This window comes from Serratia marcescens (genome assembly GCF_001902635.1).
GTDB lineage: Bacteria > Pseudomonadota > Gammaproteobacteria > Enterobacterales > Enterobacteriaceae > Serratia > Serratia marcescens_F.
Genome location: NZ_MJAO01000029.1, coordinates 16,993 through 34,685, shown reverse-complemented (window position 1 = coordinate 34,685; position 17,693 = coordinate 16,993). Strand labels below are relative to the sequence as shown.

General features: G+C 58.6%; 10 protein-coding genes and 1 pseudogene. 5 read left to right on the top strand and 6 right to left on the bottom strand.

The window, feature by feature from the left end; translation table 11 throughout:
* Nucleotides 1-61 precede the first annotated feature (61 nt).
* A complete protein-coding gene (locus BHU62_RS21650; protein ID WP_073534503.1) occupies nt 62-2,368 on the top strand; it encodes an FdhF/YdeP family oxidoreductase in 2,307 nt (768 codons plus the stop codon).
* 15 nt (nt 2,369-2,383) lie between these two features.
* Here the strand turns inward: BHU62_RS21650 and BHU62_RS21645 are convergent, their stop codons facing one another.
* Nucleotides 2,384-3,238, bottom strand: a complete 855-nt coding sequence (locus BHU62_RS21645) for a LysR family transcriptional regulator (RefSeq protein ID WP_073534502.1) — start codon at nt 3,236-3,238, stop codon at nt 2,384-2,386.
* Between the two features lie 99 nt (nt 3,239-3,337).
* Here BHU62_RS21645 and gloA point away from each other — a divergent pair, with 99 nt between their 5' ends.
* Both gloA and BHU62_RS21635 read left to right on the top strand, forming a co-directional pair.
* Nucleotides 3,338-3,865: a lactoylglutathione lyase gene (gene gloA, locus BHU62_RS21640; RefSeq protein WP_073534501.1), complete on the top strand. Its 528-nt coding sequence runs from the start codon at nt 3,338-3,340 to the stop codon at nt 3,863-3,865.
* 187 nt (nt 3,866-4,052) lie between these two features.
* Entirely contained in the window at nt 4,053-5,987 is a 1,935-nt protein-coding gene (locus BHU62_RS21635) for an exoribonuclease II (protein WP_073534500.1), read from the top strand.
* Nucleotides 5,988-6,062: 75 nt separating this feature from the next.
* Here BHU62_RS21635 and BHU62_RS21630 read toward each other — a convergent pair whose 3' ends face one another.
* Together BHU62_RS21630 and BHU62_RS21625 are read right to left on the bottom strand one after the other, a co-directional pair.
* The gene (locus tag BHU62_RS21630; RefSeq protein WP_073534499.1) at nt 6,063-7,373 is read right to left on the bottom strand and encodes an MFS transporter; all 1,311 of its coding nucleotides are present in this window, start codon (nt 7,371-7,373) and stop codon (nt 6,063-6,065) included.
* 30 nt (nt 7,374-7,403) lie between these two features.
* On the bottom strand, nt 7,404-8,567 hold the full coding sequence (locus BHU62_RS21625) for a M20 aminoacylase family protein (RefSeq protein WP_073534498.1): 1,164 nt from the start codon (nt 8,565-8,567) through the stop codon (nt 7,404-7,406).
* Nucleotides 8,568-8,951: 384 nt separating this feature from the next.
* Between BHU62_RS21625 and BHU62_RS21620 the strand changes: the two genes are divergently transcribed.
* Nucleotides 8,952-11,018, top strand: a complete 2,067-nt coding sequence (locus BHU62_RS21620; protein WP_073534497.1) for a carbon starvation CstA family protein — start codon at nt 8,952-8,954, stop codon at nt 11,016-11,018.
* 9 nt (nt 11,019-11,027) lie between these two features.
* Here BHU62_RS21620 and BHU62_RS21615 read toward each other — a convergent pair whose 3' ends face one another.
* Nucleotides 11,028-12,311, bottom strand: a complete 1,284-nt coding sequence (locus tag BHU62_RS21615; protein WP_078062099.1) for a glycosyltransferase family 9 protein — start codon at nt 12,309-12,311, stop codon at nt 11,028-11,030.
* Between the two features lie 724 nt (nt 12,312-13,035).
* Here BHU62_RS21615 and BHU62_RS21610 point away from each other — a divergent pair.
* Nucleotides 13,036-13,359, top strand: a complete 324-nt coding sequence (locus BHU62_RS21610; protein WP_073534496.1) for a hypothetical protein — start codon at nt 13,036-13,038, stop codon at nt 13,357-13,359.
* A gap of 54 nt (nt 13,360-13,413) precedes the next feature.
* Here BHU62_RS21610 and BHU62_RS21605 read toward each other — a convergent pair whose 3' ends face one another.
* Both BHU62_RS21605 and BHU62_RS25625 read right to left on the bottom strand, forming a co-directional pair.
* Complete coding sequence (locus BHU62_RS21605; RefSeq protein WP_073534495.1) at nt 13,414-13,953, bottom strand: hypothetical protein; 540 nt, start codon at nt 13,951-13,953, stop codon at nt 13,414-13,416.
* Nucleotides 13,953-17,555: pseudogene (locus BHU62_RS25625) on the bottom strand (hemagglutinin repeat-containing protein); the annotation flags it as partial. The pseudogene BHU62_RS25625 and the gene BHU62_RS21605, both read right to left, overlap by 1 nt.
* Nucleotides 17,556-17,693 lie beyond the last annotated feature (138 nt).

Below are 17,693 nucleotides of genomic sequence, written 5' to 3'. Positions count from 1 at the left end.
ATACGCAAGACGCATAAAAAAGCGTTTACTTTTTAGCTACAACCACCTGCGAAGTGTCACCATGAAATTCAAACCGTCAATCAAGCCTTATACCGGCCCGGCGGGCGGCTGGGGTTCGCTTGAAGCCACCACCCGCTTTGTCCTCGACAGCAAACAAACGCTTAAAAACATGCGCAACCTGATGCGCGTCAACAAGGCCCGCGGCTTCGACTGCCCCGGCTGCGCCTGGGGCGACGACAACCACAGCACCTTCAGCTTCTGCGAAAACGGCGCCAAAGCGGTCAGTTGGGAAGCGACGCGCAGCGCCGTGGAGCCCGAGTTCTTCGCCGCCCACAGCGTCAGTACCCTGCAGCAACAGAGCGATTACTTCCTCGAGTATCAGGGGCGCCTCACCCATCCGATGCGCTACAACGCTGAAACCGACCACTATGAGCCCATCCATTGGCCGGACGCGCTGGCGCTGATCGCTAAACACATCAACGGCATGGACAACCCGAACCAGATCGAGCTGTATACCTCCGGCCGCGCCAGCAACGAAGCGTCGTACCTTTATCAGCTGTTCGGCCGCATGCTCGGCACCAGCAACTTCCCCGACTGTTCCAACATGTGCCACGAGGCAAGCGGCGTCGGGTTGAAACAGAGCATCGGCGTCGGCAAGGGCACCATCCGCATCGATGACTTCGAAAAGGCCGACGCCATCTTCGTGTTCGGCCAAAACCCCGGCACCAACCACCCGCGCATGCTGCACAGCCTGAAAAACGCCGCCCGACGCGGCGCGCGCATCGTCAGCTTCAACACCCTGCGTGAACGCGGGTTGGAACGTTTCGCCGATCCGCAGGATCCGATACAAATGCTGACGCCAAAATCCTCGCCGATCAGCTCCTCCTATTACCAGCCCAATCTGGGCGGCGATATGGCGGCGGTGCGCGGCATGGTAAAAGCGCTGCTGGAGACCCACCGCCAACGGTTGGCCGCCGGTGAGCCCGCCCTGTTCGATCTGGCCTTTATCGAACAGCACAGCGTCGGCGTCGAGGCTTATCTGGCGCAGGTGGACGCGACCGAATGGCGGACCATTACCGAACAATCGGGCTTGAGCGAAGCGCAACTGCGCCAGGCGGCGGCCACCTACCAGGGCGCCGAACGGGTGATCTGCACCTGGGCGATGGGTGTGACCCAGCACAAGCATTCCGTGGCGACGGTGCGTGAAATCACCAACCTGCAGCTGCTGTTCGGGCAACTGGGCAAACCGGGCGCCGGGCTGTGCCCGGTGCGCGGCCACAGCAACGTACAGGGCAACCGCACCATGGGGATCGACGAGAAGTCGCCCAAAGCGCTGCTCGACAGCCTGGAGCGCCACTTTAACTTCACCGCCAACCGGTCGCTGGGCCACAACACGGTGGAAGCGCTCGAAGCGATGCTGCGCGGCGAAGTGAAAGTGCTGATCGCGCTGGGCGGCAACCTGGCCGCCGCCGCGCCGGACACCGAACGCACCGCACGCGCCCTGCGCTGCTGTGATTTAACGGTGCATATCAGCACCAAGCTCAACCGCAGCCATCTGGTGACCGGTAAAGACGCACTGATCCTGCCGACACTCGGCCGCACCGAACTAGACATGCAGGCCAGCGGCTCGCAGTACATTACGGTCGAGGATTCGTTCAGCATGGTGCACGCTTCGGAAGGCATCGGCAAACCGCTGGCGGAGACCCAACGTTCGGAAACGGCGATCGTCTGCGGCATCGCCGATGCGGTGCTGGGCACGCAACAGTTGGACTGGCTGGAGCTGGCCGACGACTACTCGCTGATCCGCGATCACATCGCCGCCACCATTCCCGGCTTCGAGGATTTCAACCGGCGCTGCGACCAGCCCGGCGGCTTCTACCTGGGTAATGCCGCCGCCGAACTGCGCTTCGCCACGCCGAGCGGCAAGGCGGAGTTCAGCGCCGCCGCGCTGCCGACCACCCTGTTCCCGCAGCTGGGCGGCGAGCAAGCACCGTTTACCCTGCAGACGCTGCGCTCGCACGATCAGTACAACACCACCATTTATGGCCTGGATGACCGCTACCGCGGCGTTTACGGCCAACGCGAAGTGTTGTTCATCCATCCGGAGGATCTGGCGGCGCTGGGCCTACAGGATGGCGAACGGGTGGAGATCGAAACCCTGTGGAACGACGGCGTGGTACGCAAAGTGGACGGGTTCAAGCTGGTGAGTTACGACATTCCGCGCGGCAACCTGGCGGCCTACTATCCGGAAACCAACCCGCTGGTGCCGCTGGCCAGCTTCGGCGACGGCACCGGCACCCCGACCTCGAAGTCGATTCCGGTGGTGATTCGCCGCAGCGAACAGCAGCCTTCGCTGCGCATCGCCTGAAAATGCGCGCCCGGTTCACGCCGGGCGCGCCAAAATATCCAGAGTGGTCTGCAATTCGTCAGACAGCTGATGCCGTCGCCAGACGAAGTACAGATCGCTCACCCCCTCCTCGCCCATTTCCACCACCTTCAGCCCTGGCGCCGGCAAGATCAGCGGCAGCAATGAGCCCGGCACGCAAGCGACGCCGCAACCGGCCTGCACGCAGGCCGCCATCGCGGCATAAGATTCCATTTCCAACGTCATGCGCGGTTTCAACCCGCGTGAGGCCAGCCAGTGGTCGACCTTCAGGCGGAACGAGCATTCGCGGCTGAAGGTGTAAAACTCCAGCGCCGCCAGCGTGGCGGCGTCGGGTTGCCCGGCCTCTGCCGGCATCAGCAGTACCAACCGTTCGTCGAACGCCTTTTGGCTGGCCAACAACGGGTGCTCAATCGGGCCGTCGGTGATCGCCAGATCGAGCGTACTGTCTATCAGCATGCGTTCCAGCACCAACGAGTCGCGGCTCAGCACGTTGATGTGCAGATGGGGCTGTAACCGGCGCAACCGGGCAATGCGCGCCGGCAAATGGCTGACCAGCGAGAAATCCAGCGCCCCGAGGTTGAGCAACCCGTGTTGATGCTCGCCGGCAAACAGCTGTTTGCTGCGTTCCGCCTGCGCCACGATGTCGCGCGCCTGCTGGTAAAACAGCCGCCCTTTGGGGTTCACGTACAGCCGGTTCTTGTCGCGGAAAAACAGTTCGCCGCCCAGCGACTCTTCCAACTCGCGCAGCCGCAGCGTGACGTTGGAGGGCACACAGTGCAGCTCACGCGCAGCGGCGGCGATGGTTTTACGCTCCACCACGGTGCAAAAAAACTTCAGCTGGCTCAGTTTCATCTTTTATTCACTTTCAGTCAGTGTTTTAGTTAAAAACAATCACTTTAGATTAGCATCGATTTCACCTACAGTCTGCCGACACCCTGAGGAGGATTTTTGATGCCACTGAATGACTTACTGACGCTGCCCGGCGTGGCGGCCCAACCGGATGCGGTAACCGACGGTTACGTGTTCAACCACACCATGATCCGCGTGAAAGACCTGACCAAAGCGCTGGATTTCTACACCCGCGTGCTGGGTTTCACGCCAGTCTATTTGGAAACGTTCCAGGAAGCCGCCTTCACCATCTGCTACCTGACGCGCAGCCCGCGCGAGCAGATCCCGCAGGACGACGAGGAGCGCAAGCGCTGGGCGCTGAACCAGCCGGGTATTCTTGAGCTGACCCATAACCACGGCACCGAGAATCAGGCGGATTTCCACTACCACAACGGCAACGGCGAGCCGCGCGGTTTCGGCCACCTGTGCGTTACGGTGCCGGACGTGCGCGCCGCCTGCGAGCGTTTTGAACGCCTGGGCGTCACCTTCCAGAAACGCCTGCACGAAGGCCGCATGAACTACGTGGCCTTCATTCGCGATCCGGACGATTACTGGATTGAAATCCTGCAGCCGACGCCGCTGCAAGACTGATCGTCACCCGCCTTTCGCCCCGGCCTCCGCGCCGGGGTTTTTTATCGATAGCGCTTCGATTGACCGATCTTGCGCAAAATCGCGCGGCAGCGCGGGGTTCCGTGACGTTAGGCTTGCTCGCAGCGGGTGATTCGCGTAAAACTGTCTGCCGCAAATCTTGCCACTCACAACCCATTCACTGGACGATATGTTTCAAGATAACCCGCTGCTGGCGCAGCTTAAACAGCAACTTCACTCTCAGACCCCGCGCGTTGAAGGCGTAGTGAAAGGGACTGAGAAAGGCTTTGGCTTTCTTGAAGTAGACGGTCAAAAAAGTTACTTCATTCCGCCGCCGTACATGAAGAAAGTCATGCACGGGGATCGCATTATCGCCACCCTGCACACCGAGAAAGAGCGCGAAATCGCCGAGCCGGAAACCCTGGTCGAGCCGTTCCTGTCGCGTTTTGTCGGCCGCGTGCAGAAGCGTGACGATCGCCTGTCCATCGTGCCCGATCACCCGTTGCTGAAAGATGCGATTCAGTGCCGCCCGGTGCGTGAACTGACCCACAACTTCCAGGCCGGCGACTGGGCGGTCGCGGAGATGCGCCGCCACCCGCTGAAAGGCGATCGTGGCTTCAACGCCGACCTGACCCGCTTTATCACCGACGGTGAAGACCATTTCGCACCGTGGTGGGTGACGCTGGCGCGTCACAACCTGGAAAAAGAGGCGCCGGAAATGCTGGCCCTCAACGAGCCGGACGCCGCGCTGACGCGTGAAGACCTGACCGCGCTCGAATTCGTCACTATCGACAGCGCCAGCACCGAAGACATGGACGATGCGCTGTACGTGACCGACAACGGCGACGGTTCGCTGCAATTGACCATCGCCATCGCCGATCCGACGGCTTACGTCGAGCAAGGCAGCAAGTTGGACGATATCGCCCGCGTGCGCGCCTTTACTAACTACCTGCCGGGTTTCAACATCCCGATGCTGCCGCGCGATCTGTCAGACAACCTGTGCTCGCTGCGCCCTAACGAGCGCCGCCAGGTGCTGGCCTGCCGCGTGACCATCGGCGCCGACGGCGCCTTGGGTGACGATATTCAGTTCTTCGCCGCCGAGATCGAGTCCAAAGCCAAACTGGTGTACGACGAAGTCTCCGACTGGCTGGAAGGCATTGCCGGTTGGCAGCCGCCGAGCGACGCCATCGCACAGCAGGTAACGCTGCTGAAACGCGTTTGCGATGCGCGCAACGCCTGGCGCCACCAGCATGCGCTGGTATTCAAAGATCGCCCGGATTACCGCTTCGTACTGGGTGAAAAAGGCGACGTGCTGGAGATCATCACCGAACAGCGCCGCAGCGCCAACCGCATCGTTGAGGAATGCATGATCGCCGCCAACGTCTGCGCCGCCATCGTGCTGCGCGATCGCCTGGGCTTCGGCGTGTACAACGTGCACACCGGTTTCGATCCTGCGCTGGTGGAGCAAGCGGTTACCGTGCTGCAGGCCAACGGCGTGGAAGCCGAAGCCGAGAAGCTGTTGACCCTCGACGGCTTCTGCGAACTGCGCCGCCACCTGGACGCGCAGCCGACCCAGTTCCTCGACAGCCGCATCCGCCGCTTCCAGACCTTCGCGGAGATCAGCACCACGCCGGGGCCACACTTCGGCCTGGGGCTGGAGGCTTACGCCACCTGGACATCACCGATCCGTAAATACGGCGACATGGTCAACCATCGCCTGCTGAAGGCGATCATCAACCAACAGCCGGCAGAAAAACCGCAGGATGACGTGACGGTGCAGCTGGCGGAACGCCGCCGCCTGAACCGTATGGCGGAGCGCGACGTCGGCGACTGGCTGTACGCCCGCTTCCTGCAAGACAAGGCCGGTACCGATACCCGCTTCAACGCCGAGATCATCGACGTGACCCGCGGCGGCCTGCGCGTGCGCCTGCTGGACAACGGCGCGGTTGCCTTCATCCCGGCGCCGTTTATTCACGCGGTACGTGACGAAATGCAGTGCAGCCAGGAAACCGGCACCGTGCAAATCAAGGGTGAAGTAGTTTACCGCCAGAGCGACACTTTGCAGGTCACCATCGCCGAAGTGCGTATGGAAACCCGCAGCGTGATCGCCCGTCCGGCGGCCTGAACGCCAGCCTGAAACGGTCGCAACGCAAAGCGCCGGCGGTGAAAACCGCCGGCGTTTTTTTTCGCCCCGCGCTGGCTAGCGCAAGGGTTCGCCGCCGGTTTCACGCAGCAACGGCAGCACCGCCAGCGAAGCCAGCGTCGCCAGCATCAGATAGACGGCGGGCGCCAGCAGCGAGCCGCTCAGCGCGATCGACTGCGAAGCGATATACTGGGCGAAGCCGCCGAAGATCGCTACCCCGAGGCTGTAGACCAACGCAAACCCCAGCGCGCGAATGCGCTGCGGGAACAGTTCCGAAATCATCAGCATGGTCGGCACCGAGCCGAGCGTGGTCAACCCGACCAGCACCGCGACAATCAGCAGCAGCACCGCCGGATGCGGTACCGCGCTCAGCCACCAAAATGCCGGCAAAGCCACGATCAGAATCGCGATGCGCGACCCACGGATCAGCGGCAGACGGCCATAGCGATCGCACCAGTGCCCAACCAACAGGCTGCCGCCGAAGGTCACGAGCCCCGCCAGCAGCATCGCGCCATAGCCGTAGGCCTGCGCCATGCCCAGATATTTCACCGCATAGGTGCCGAGATAATACATCGAGATGTAAGTGGCAACGGTGGCACCGATGGTCAGCATCACGCCGAGCACCACCGCCCGCGAGTGCCTGCGCAGCTGTGCAGGCGGCTCATGGGCGCGCGACACCGGCGGCCGGTCGCTTTCCAGCCCGAGACGCAGCCAGCAGCCGAGCGGCGCCAACGCCACGCCGATAAAGAAAGGAATGCGCCATCCCCACTCGGCCATGGCGTTTGGATCGCCGGTGAACGCCGGCAAGGCCGCGCTAAGCGCCAGCGCCGTGACACCGCCCACCACGGTGGCGATGCCCTGCGTCGCCAGCGACCAGCTGGAATAGAAGCCGCGCCGGTTGGGCGGCGCCGACTCCACCAACAACGACATCGACGCCCCCACCTCGCCGCCCGCCGCTACCCCCTGGATCAGGCGCGCCACCACCAGCGTGCTCGTGCCCCAATAGCCGGCGCTGGCGTAGGTCGGCGCAAAGCCGATCATCGCCGTGCCCAGGCTCATCAATGAAATCGTCAGGATCATCGCCGGCTTGCGGCCCCGGCGGTCGGCATAGGCACCAATCAGAATGCCGCCCAGCGGCCGCATGAAAAAGCTGACGCCGAACGTGGCGAACGCCAACAGCAACGCCAGGTGCGGATCGCTGGACGGCGGAAAGAACAATACGCTGATATAAATGACGAAGAAGTTGTAAATACCGAAGTCGAAAAACTCCAGCGCATTGCCAAAGGAGGCGGCGAATATGACCTTTTTGCCGCCGGCCTTCGGTGTCGATATTATTGCCGTTTGAGTCTCAGCCGTATTTTCACTCATCATTATCTTCCCTGTTATTATTTTTCGAGTTTATTTTAAATACGCTTCCGCCAGCGCTCCCCAATAATGGCTGCCGGCCGCCAGACAGCCGTCGTTAAAGTCATATCCCGGGTTATGCACCATGCAACTCCCTTCGCCATCGCCGTTGCCGATGATCAGGTAGCAGCCCTGCGGATGCGCATCGAGCATAAAAGCGAAGTCTTCGCTGCCCATCAGCGGCCGGGCGCCGTAGTGCGCGCGGGCGGTGCCGAACTGCTGCTCCGCCACGCGGTGGGCGAAACGGGTCATCGCTTCGTCGTTGACCAACACCGGCGCGCCGTTAACGTGTTCCACCACCGCGCTCGCACCGAAGCTGGCCGCCTGCGCTTCAATCAGCGCCGGAATGCGCGCCAGCAGGGTGGCGCGCGCCTGCCGATCCAGAGAACGCACGCTGAGCTTCATCTCCGCGCTGTCCGGGATCACGTTGGCCGCCTCGCCGGCCTTGATGCTGCCGACGGTGATCACCGCCGCCTCCAGTGGGTCGATATTGCGCGAGACGATGCTCTGCAGCGCGACGGTGATATGCGAGGCCACCAGCACCGAATCGACCGCCAGCTGCGGGATGGCACCGTGGCCACCGCGCCCCTGCACCCGGACGTTGAACTGATCCATCGAGGCCATAAACGGGCCGTGTTGGAAGAAGAACTCGCCGAGTGGCATACCCGGCATGTTGTGCATGGCGAAGATGGCGTCGCAGGGGAAGCGCTCGAACAGCCCCTGTTCCACCATGCGTGCGCCGCCGTTCAGCATCTCTTCCGCCGGTTGGAAAATCAGGTGCAGCGTGCCGTTGAAGTTGCGCGTTTGCGCCAGGTAGCGGGCGGCGCCGAGCAGCATGGTCGTATGGCCGTCATGGCCGCAGGCGTGCATACGGTTGGCCACGCTGCTGCTCCAGGGTTTGCCGTTGTTTTCCTCGATCGGCAAGGCGTCCATATCGGCGCGCAGCCCAAGGCGTTTAATACCGTCACCCACCCGCAGCGTCCCTACCACGCCGGTGCCCGCCAATCCACGGTGCACCTCATAGCCCCACGAACTCAGATAATCCGCCACCAGATCGCTGGTGCGGAACTCTTCAAAACCCAATTCAGGGTGCTGATGAATATCGTGCCGAATAGCCGTGAGCTGCGGTAAATACCCTTCGATGATTTTATTTATCATAATTAAATTCCTTTCGTAGATTTATTATTTGTTTTATGAATGGTTAAATCTGCAGATTGAAATAAAGGTATAACACGGCATGGATGATTTTATTTCGGCACACCTCGACAGATAAAATAATAAGCCGCCAGACGCCGCATTCAGATAAAAAACGACGATCATTCGCTGTGCGCCAAGTGAAAATGCAGAATGAAAAGCTACCCGGCAACGCGCGGGCGACAGCCCACGTCGAGCGTGTTTCATCACTTTGTTTTTACAATAAAACCCCACCTGCTTCACATTTCTCATCCGACCTGCCGCGGTTCGGCGGCAAAACTTCTACTGTTAAAACGTCATTCCTAATAACAACGTCGGTTTTTACCTCTGTACGCCAAGGAGTTTTTCATGAAAAACCTCAGATCCGGACTTATCTGGCTGCTGGTGGCGTTGGTCGGCGCCTTCGCCTTCGCCATGCTGGCGCTCAGTCGCGGCGAGCACGTCAACGCCGTCTGGCTGGTGGTCGCCGCCGTCGCCTGCTATAGCATCGCCTACCGCTTCTACAGCCGGTTCATCGCCGACAAGGTCTTTGAACTGGACGACCGCCGTCTGACCCCGGCCGAACGCCACAACGACGGCCTGGACTATGTCCCCACCAATAAATGGGTGCTGTTCGGCCACCATTTCGCCGCCATCGCCGGCGCCGGGCCGCTGGTGGGGCCGATTTTGGCCGCACAGATGGGCTTTCTGCCGGGGACCATCTGGATCCTGGTCGGCGTCATGCTGGCCGGCGCGGTGCAGGACTTCCTGGTGCTGTTTATCTCCACCCGCCGCGACGGCCGTTCGCTGGGGGAAATGGCCAAGCAGGAGCTGGGGGCATTCGCCGGGGTGATCACCATGCTCGGCGCGCTGGGGGTGATGATCATCATCCTGTCGGCGCTGGCGCTGGTAGTGGTGAAAGCGTTGGCCGACAGCCCGTGGGGGCTGTTCACCATCGCCGCCACCATCCCGATCGCGCTGTTCATGGGCATCTACATGCGCTTTATCCGGCCGGGCAAGATCGCAGAAATCTCGGTGATCGGCTTTGTGCTGATGCTGCTGGCGATCATTTACGGTGGCAACGTGGCGCAAGATCCCTACTGGGGGCCGTTCTTCACGCTGCATGGCACCACCCTGACCTGGGTGCTGGTGATCTACGGCTTCGTCGCCTCGGTGTTGCCGGTGTGGCTGCTGCTGGCGCCGCGCGACTACCTTTCCACCTTTATGAAAATCGGCGTCATCATCGGCCTGGCTGTCGGCATCGTCTTCGCCATGCCAGAGATGAAAATGCCGGCGGTTTCGCGCTTTATCGACGGCAGCGGCCCGGTGTTCGCCGGCGCCCTGTTCCCGTTCCTGTTCATCACCATCGCCTGCGGCGCCATTTCCGGTTTCCACGCGCTGGTCTCCAGCGGCACCACGCCTAAACTGGTGGAACGCGAGAGCCACATTCGCTTTATCGGTTACGGCGCCATGCTGATGGAGTCTTTCGTCGCCATCATGGCGCTGATCTGCGCCTCGGTGCTGGATCCGGGCGTTTACTTCGCCATGAACTCGCCGGCGGCGCTGATCGGCACCACGGTGGAAAATGCTTCGCAGGTAATCAACGGCTGGGGCTTTATCGTTACGCCGGAAACGCTGGCGCTGATCGCCAAAGAGGTGGGCGAAAACTCCGTACTGTCGCGCGCCGGCGGCGCCCCGACCTTTGCCGTGGGCATGGCACACATCATCAGCGAGGTGTTCAACAGCCGGGCGATGATGGCCTTCTGGTACCACTTCGCCATTCTGTTCGAAGCGCTGTTCATCCTGACCGCCGTCGACGCCGGCACCCGCGCCTGCCGCTTTATGGTGCAGGACCTGGTGGGCGTGGCGGTGCCGCAGCTGGCCAACAACCGTTCGTGGTTCGGCAACCTGGCGGGCACTACGGTGGCGGTAGCCGGTTGGGGCTTCTTCGTGTATCAGGGGGTGGTCGATCCGCTCGGCGGCATCAATACCCTGTGGCCGCTGTTCGGCATCGGTAACCAGATGCTGGCGTCGATGGCGCTGATCCTCGGCACCGTGGTGCTGTTCAAGATGAAAAAGCAGCGTTACGCCTGGGTCACTATTCTGCCGACCGCCTGGCTGTTCGTGACCTCCATGACCGCCGGCTGGCAGAAGATCTTCCATGAGAAACCAAGCATCGGCTTCCTGGCGCAGGCGAAGAAATTCTCCACCGGTATCGAACAAGGCACGATTATTGCGCCGGCCAAGTCGCTGAAAGACATGGAGACCATCGTATTCAGCAACCAGATCAACGCCGCACTGTGCGGGTTCTTTATGCTGGTGGCGGTGACCATGCTGATCGCCGCCTTCTTCGCGGTTCGCCGTGCGCTGCGATCTGAACAGCCGACGGCGCACGAGGTCAATGTGGCCCTGCGAGAGGAGGCCGGCCGCAGCTGAGTCTCGACGTTAAGATAAACGGCCGGCCTCTGGAGCAGTACACTGCTTAAGGGGCTGGGCCGTTACCGCGCCGGCGGGTGACATTGCGTTAGCGGCGGTATCCGTCTCACCGCTCAACGAACTGCGGCGGCGTTTTATCTCTTGCCCACCGAACAGGTCTCTTTGACCAATCTCATGCAATATAAGCTCCGGAACATTATCCACATCAGCTATTTTTCTGCTGTTAACAATAATCTGCTTCGCATTTTCATACCCTGGCCCCCACAAATCATTATTATCCGTTACGTTTTTGTAAACACAAATCAACGTTTTATTCCATGCAGCAGAAATATGTACGATCGCCGTATCTGGGGATATAACTACATCAACCTCTCGAATCAATGCCATGACATGGTGCAGTGAATTAAATGGATTTATAACAACACTATCTGACAGGGATATATCCAGTTCTTTTCGATGATCAAGAATAATTATTTTTATATTGAGCGAGGTTTTATTAAGCATTTCAACAAGTCGGGAGAGTTGTTCTTTAGATAGGTTTCTCTCTGGGCTCCCAGTGAAAGCATTAATTATAACCTTAACCTTATCACTCCAACCACTTAAATACTTCCTTACTTCAAAAAGTATATCGTCTGGGATATGCAGGTCATAGGCACGGCGATTTTTAAGATTAGTCCCTACGGCATGGGCAACCAAAGCAATGGCTTTAGTTACGTGTTCCTTACCATTTTCAAATGAAATAGATTTGCTGTAATGGTTAATGCAACTCCATTTATTAAAACCCAGAACAAACCTTGCGTTTATATCGCTAAAAAGCATCATCCTATGTACCGGTGTATCAAACAAGCAAAGATCGACCACAAGGTCATAATTATTCCCCTTCAACATCTTAACCGTTGACTTCGCAACGGTATGAGTGAACCCCTTCAAAAAAACTTCATTATTACAATCATCTGCCTCGTAGATGTTCCTGACATAGGGATTATGTTTCATCACCACGCCACTTGATTGCGTGAGCAATAAATCCACTGTATAACCCGACTCATAAAGACATTTCACTAGCGGCGTCGTAACCACAACATCTCCTACGGTCCCTTCATTGCGCAGGAGCAATACGGTTTTGACCGATTTGATATCAAACACACTTTTTCTACGCTTATCCCAGATAAGTTTTGCAATATAAATCTTAATATTCAGCTTTACTTTCTTGAAATAATAATTGCGTCTCCTGTTCCATTCTCTTATTTTTCTAAATCGCCCTGTTGAGATGGAAACGTCCAAGTCCTTATGCATAATACACTCCATTAGTTTGAATAAACAAAAACCAACAACCGAGAAGAAACCGTATGAAATTTACGTGGCAATTGATCTTTTCGGTTACCGTGACAAGAGGCTTTAGATGCGGAATTATTACCTATCACTCACCCACCCGCTGCAGGGAATAATAATTCACTCATAGCATGATTACACTTAAACACATTCACCATTTATATCAAATCCAGACAGGGGTAATATCAACCACCTTACCGACTATGTTAACCGTGATATATTATCGCCTGAGCGAATTACTTTACCACCAACATCGATGACTGCCTAGACAGATATTCCAGAGAAAGAACGCTTCGTCTTAATCACAATTACGTTTGTTTCCATGCTTTCATCCAAGACATAAACCAGATCGAAATAGACCTAAATTTTCCAACCCAGCGAGTGGTGCGTGTACTCGACAAATTCGCGGCAAACCGGGGATATCCTGCGGTTCTTCCCCGGCTTTTGTCGTGCCCTCGGCATGCCCGCTGTGGTTGGCGCCCGACAGCATGCCGCCGGCCATGTTGGTCAGCAGATCTTTGCCCACCGGTACTGATTGACCCGCCGCTATGCGTTGCGCTGTAGTCCGCCTGGTTGTGGATGTCCGTCCAGCCCAGCGTGCCGGTATCGAGGCGCCACAGCTTCAGCTTTCGTCGCCGTCGCCGTCGCCGCCAGATATCCGTATCACACCCACCACGGAGGGCGCCGGATGAACATCACTTTTCCCCATGAGCCGTTGCCGGAGCTGACGCTGAGCGGCAACACCCTGGCCGAGCTGGGTTTTGGGACTGGGGAGCCGGTGCAGCTGACGCTACGGCCCGATGGGCTGTGGATCACCACCGTCACTGACCAGGCAACCTGGGAAGCAGTGTGTGAAGCCAGCCAACAACGGCAAGATTTGGGGGCCGACTGGGTACGGGAGAACGACGAGGTAACTATCGGCGGCAATTGGCTCACCGAGTCTGGGAGCACCAACGTTGAACAACTGGAGATCACCACTGCTCCTGGTGTGATCCGGGTGCAGCGGCGATAGGTGGGAGCACTTAGGGCATAGGAGCAACTTCCCCAGCCAATGGTTGTGATTTATTTAATAGATAGACTCAGTAAAATTTGATATATCTACTTGCGACAACCCATTTAAAAATAAATGTGTAATACTTCTCCCTTCATTTAAACCCAAGTAAAAATTACTCCCACATCGTACCCAATTGATTTTATTATTGCTTCCACTTATTTCAATTAAAATAGTATCTTCCGATATATATACCCGCATATCACAGTTAAAATCATCAATAAAACGCTGTGAAAAACTGTTGCTCGCCGAATCTTCCCATAAATCTAAGTTAACAATCGGCAGCCCAGCTTCCTCGCAGGATAACTCAACCTGACTGTTCTCCACCTTATGGATAGAATTAATATCCATCATCACTAACGTAATCGCAGATAAAAAACCATTTTTCGGTAACACAGCCAACTCAAGCAAGCTTTTACGCCCATCACCAACTCTCCAGTAAAGAGGAGATCTACCTTCTGAGTCAACTAGCTTAATATCAAGGGGAACGTCGCCATCAATATTAATGACGACGTTATCATGCCCTTTAACTACAGTATCAATGATTAAATTCATTATTTATACAACGCATGTTTTAATACTGGATAAGGGTCGGTAGGTCGTTGGCTAAATACCAGCTCCCAACGCCCAACCTGCATCATTTCATTAAACTTTATCCCCTGAGAGGATGCATTTTTAACAGCATCTTGAAGACTAGTCAACATGGCTTGGCTTCCTTCACTTGTACTATGAGACAACCCATTTCGAGTTAGGTACTCACCCATATGCTTGGTAGCATTCGGATTTACCCAGATAGTTTGTCCATTAACCGTTAATTCAAAGGATTTAGGAATCGATGTTCCAGGTATAGCTGGCTGAGTAGCTTTAATTGAATCAAAAACAGTCCCTGTTGGTAACTGGCTGTTCTTCACCGCATTAGCCGCCACAGCTTCAGCTTTCGCCGCCGTCGCCTCTGCCGCAGTCTTACCGATACCGACCGCACCACCGACCCCAACACCGCCCGGTACGATGGCTTCCGACATCTGGATACCGGCATTATTCAGGCACAGCACCACATTACCTGCACACGCCTGTATCGCTACTTTAGCAGCCGCTGCGATTTCTGGTGTTGCCGCCGCCAGTAAACCGCCACCGAGACCGGCAGGAAGCGCCACCATCAGCGCATCGTTCATCGCCAGCCCTTTCCGGCAAGACTCTGAGCTTGGGTCAGTGCTACAAGACGCAATATTCTTGCCGTGCTCCTGCACGAACTTGGTCTGGGTCTCTTCATTCCCGCCCAGCAAGTTATTCTCAACCGCATTCTTGCCAGCCTGCCCGCCGGTAACAGCCCCCGCAGTATCACCCGTCGCCAGCCCGCCTGCAAGCCCCGCCGCCAACTGGCTCAGTGCGCTGACCTGTTGCTTCTCGCTTTCGCTCAGCTGCTCTGCCGTTTTGCCCGGGAACAGCTGCCCGGCAATGTAGCGCGCCGCCAGTTCCCCGCCGCCCGCGCCCAGTCCCCCTGCCGCGGCTGACTGGTTGTTCAGCTCCGCCGTCACCGCGCCCAGCACCGCGTGTGCCATCGCGTTGGCGGCAACGTCTACCTTACCGGTCAGCGGGTTGGTGGTCAGTTTCTTGATTTCCATCGCCAGGTACGGCGAAGCACCACTCGCCAGCGCACCCGCCAGGTTGTTACCCGCCAGCGCCGTCAGCGCCCCCGTTACCGCCTGCGCCGCTTTCTGCAGGTCGCTGCCGGTGCCGTATTGCCGCATCGCGTTGTCGTACGCCTGCTTCATCACCGCCGCATCGTTCGTCGGTTTGCCGCTCTTCTCAAGCTGCTCCCGGGCCTGCGCCAGCGCCGCCGGGTCTTTCTGCGCCTTCAGCCCAGAGATATCCCCCTGCGTGCGGATGACATCCATCGCCTGGCCGCCGATCTCGCCGATAAGCTGCGCCTGCTTCAGCCGGTTTTGCTCCTTCTCCTTGTTGAATATCGGGCTGATGCTGCCGTCGTTGGCATGCTCGGTATCCCGGTTTAGCTGCGTCACATCCTGCTGCTGTTTGTCGGTATCGCGAACTATCAGCGTACCCTCACTGACGCCGGCTTTTGTCGTGCCCTCGGCATGTCCGCTGTGGTTGGCGCCCGACAGCATGCCGCCGGCCGTGTTGGTCAGCAGATCTTTGCCCACCGGCCCGCCGGTGCTGAGTGAGCCGCCGCTGTGCTCGGCCTTGTAATCGGCCTGGTTATGGACATCGCGCCAGCCCAGCGTGCCGGTATCGAGGCGATTCTTCTCTTTGTCTGCCGTGCTGGCGATGACGGCGCCATCGAGCTGGGTGTGTTCTTTGACCTTGACGTCATACCCGCCTTGGCCGGCAAACAGCCCGGTCTGCTCTTTTACCGAGTCGAAGTTGCTGTGCAGCTTGTCCTTGCTGGCGCTCACGTTGGCGGAGCCGGTCATCGAACCGAAGGTGAAACTGCCACCCGCGCTGGCGTTTTGCTGTTTGGCGTCATAGCGGTCGCTGTCCTGTTCGCTTTGCAGCGTCAGGTCACGGCCCACGTCGACGGTGACTTTTTCTCCGCTCGCCTGCGCGCCGGTAAGCGTGGTGTCGCGGCCGCTGGTCAGGCTGAGATGGCTGCCCGCATCCAGGGTGGTTTCGGTATGGGTCAGGCCGTTGCCGCTCTCATGCCCCTTGCCGGCATTGACGCCGGCCGAGACGCTGATGCCATAACCGCCAGAGCCGACGCCGATACCAACACCGACGTTACCGCCTTTGCTGCTGTTCTTGCCGACGGTGCTTTCGCTGTTCTGCGCAGACTGCAGGGTAATGTCCCGCGCCGCATCGAGCGACAGGTCTTTGCCCGCCTTCAACTGGCTGCCGGCGATGGCGATATCGCCACTCTGTGCGTTGTGGTTATTGCCCTGCGCCGTTATCGACAGGTTTTGCCCGGCGGTGAGCGTGCTGCCTTGCGACTGGCTGCTGACGGTGCGGGTTTCGCTCTTCGACGACTGGCTGCCGTAGGAAGCGCTGATGCCCACCGTATTGGTGGCACTTTTCCCCGCATCTGTGTTGAGCTTGTCGAGTTCAACGGCTTGTGCGGCCTGCACGCCGGACAGCGCAGCCTTGGTGTTTTGCAGCGCGTTCAGGCGCCCGTCGCCTTCTTTCCTTGCCTGCTGCGCCGAGCTGACGGCGGTGTTGAGCGCACCGCCCACGGTACCCGACAGCGCCACGCTCAGGCCGCTTTGCTTCTGCTCGTAGGTTTCTTTACGCGTGCGCCGATCGTAGCCAGGGTCGATAGTCACGCTGTCGCCGGTAAGAGCCAGGTCCTTGTTCGCGATCAGATCGGCACCGCCAATGTGCAGTTGGTTGCCCGCCGTGATGTTGACGCTGCCCTGGCTGCTGCCGACGGTACTGACGCTTTGGCTCTGGGTAGTGCCTTTCTCGTCGATTTCGTGTTTGCTCGACTGTTTGCCAATCGTGAAGCCGATGCCGCCACTGCCCAGCAGGCCGCTCTTTTTCTTCTTTTCCAGCAGGTAATGCGTGTCGGTCTCGGTGGCCGCGCCGATATCGACGTTATGGCCGGCCTGCAGGTTCACGTCCCGGTCGGCGGCAATGGCCGAGCCGGAGACCGTCAGGTCGTTGCCGGCGTTGACGCTGATGCGGTCGCCGCTCAGCAGGCTGCCTTTTTCGCGCGTGGTGGCATCGTTGGCGATACTGTGGCTGCTGCTTTTTTTCAGGAAACCTTTCTTCTGCGACCGCTCTTCACTGAAGGTCGACTCGCGTTCGGTGGCGGTATTGAGGGTCACATCCTGCTTCGCCTGCAGGGCAACCGTACCCTGCTCACTGTGCAAGGCGCTTGCCGTGGCGGTGATGCTACCGTCCTGCGCCACTATCGTGACGCCGTCGCGCCCACTGAGGGTGCTGCCGACCACATTTTCCCGCAGGATTTCTTCGGCGCGCTCACCTTTGGTTTTCCGGCCGCGGCTCTCCTCATTGGAGACGCGATGCTCGCTGTCGGTGGTGTGGTTAAGGGTCACATCATTTTTCGCCTGCAGGGCAATGGCACCCTGGTCGCTGTGCAGGGTACTGCCAGTAACCGTAACGTCACCTTCACGCCCGATCACGGTCACACCGTCGCGCGCGCTGAAGGTGCTGCCGGTGCTGATTTCGCGTTCGGTTTGCTCGATGCGATGGCTGCGGGTTTTGCCCTCACGTTTGTTTTCGCTATCCCGATCTTGCGTGCGGATACGTGCATCTTTAATGGTCACGTCCTGCGCACTGACGCCTATACGCCCCTCTTTACTGTCAACCTGCGCACCTTC

Bases quoted from the DNA above. Each gene is read 5' to 3' on its own strand.
- BHU62_RS21650 (WP_073534503.1), top strand. From the start codon at position 62: ATGAAATTCAAACCGTCAATCAAGCCTTATACCGGCCCGGCGGGCGGC.
- BHU62_RS21645 (WP_073534502.1), bottom strand. From the start codon at position 3,238: ATGAAACTGAGCCAGCTGAAGTTTTTTTGCACCGTGGTGGAGCGTAAA.
- gloA (WP_073534501.1), top strand. From the start codon at position 3,338: ATGCCACTGAATGACTTACTGACGCTGCCCGGCGTGGCGGCCCAACCG.
- BHU62_RS21635 (WP_073534500.1), top strand. From the start codon at position 4,053: ATGTTTCAAGATAACCCGCTGCTGGCGCAGCTTAAACAGCAACTTCAC.
- BHU62_RS21630 (WP_073534499.1), bottom strand. From the start codon at position 7,373: ATGAGTGAAAATACGGCTGAGACTCAAACGGCAATAATATCGACACCG.
- BHU62_RS21625 (WP_073534498.1), bottom strand. From the start codon at position 8,567: ATGATAAATAAAATCATCGAAGGGTATTTACCGCAGCTCACGGCTATT.
- BHU62_RS21620 (WP_073534497.1), top strand. From the start codon at position 8,952: ATGAAAAACCTCAGATCCGGACTTATCTGGCTGCTGGTGGCGTTGGTC.
- BHU62_RS21615 (WP_078062099.1), bottom strand. From the start codon at position 12,311: ATGCATAAGGACTTGGACGTTTCCATCTCAACAGGGCGATTTAGAAAA.
- BHU62_RS21610 (WP_073534496.1), top strand. From the start codon at position 13,036: ATGAACATCACTTTTCCCCATGAGCCGTTGCCGGAGCTGACGCTGAGC.
- BHU62_RS21605 (WP_073534495.1), bottom strand. From the start codon at position 13,953: ATGAATTTAATCATTGATACTGTAGTTAAAGGGCATGATAACGTCGTC.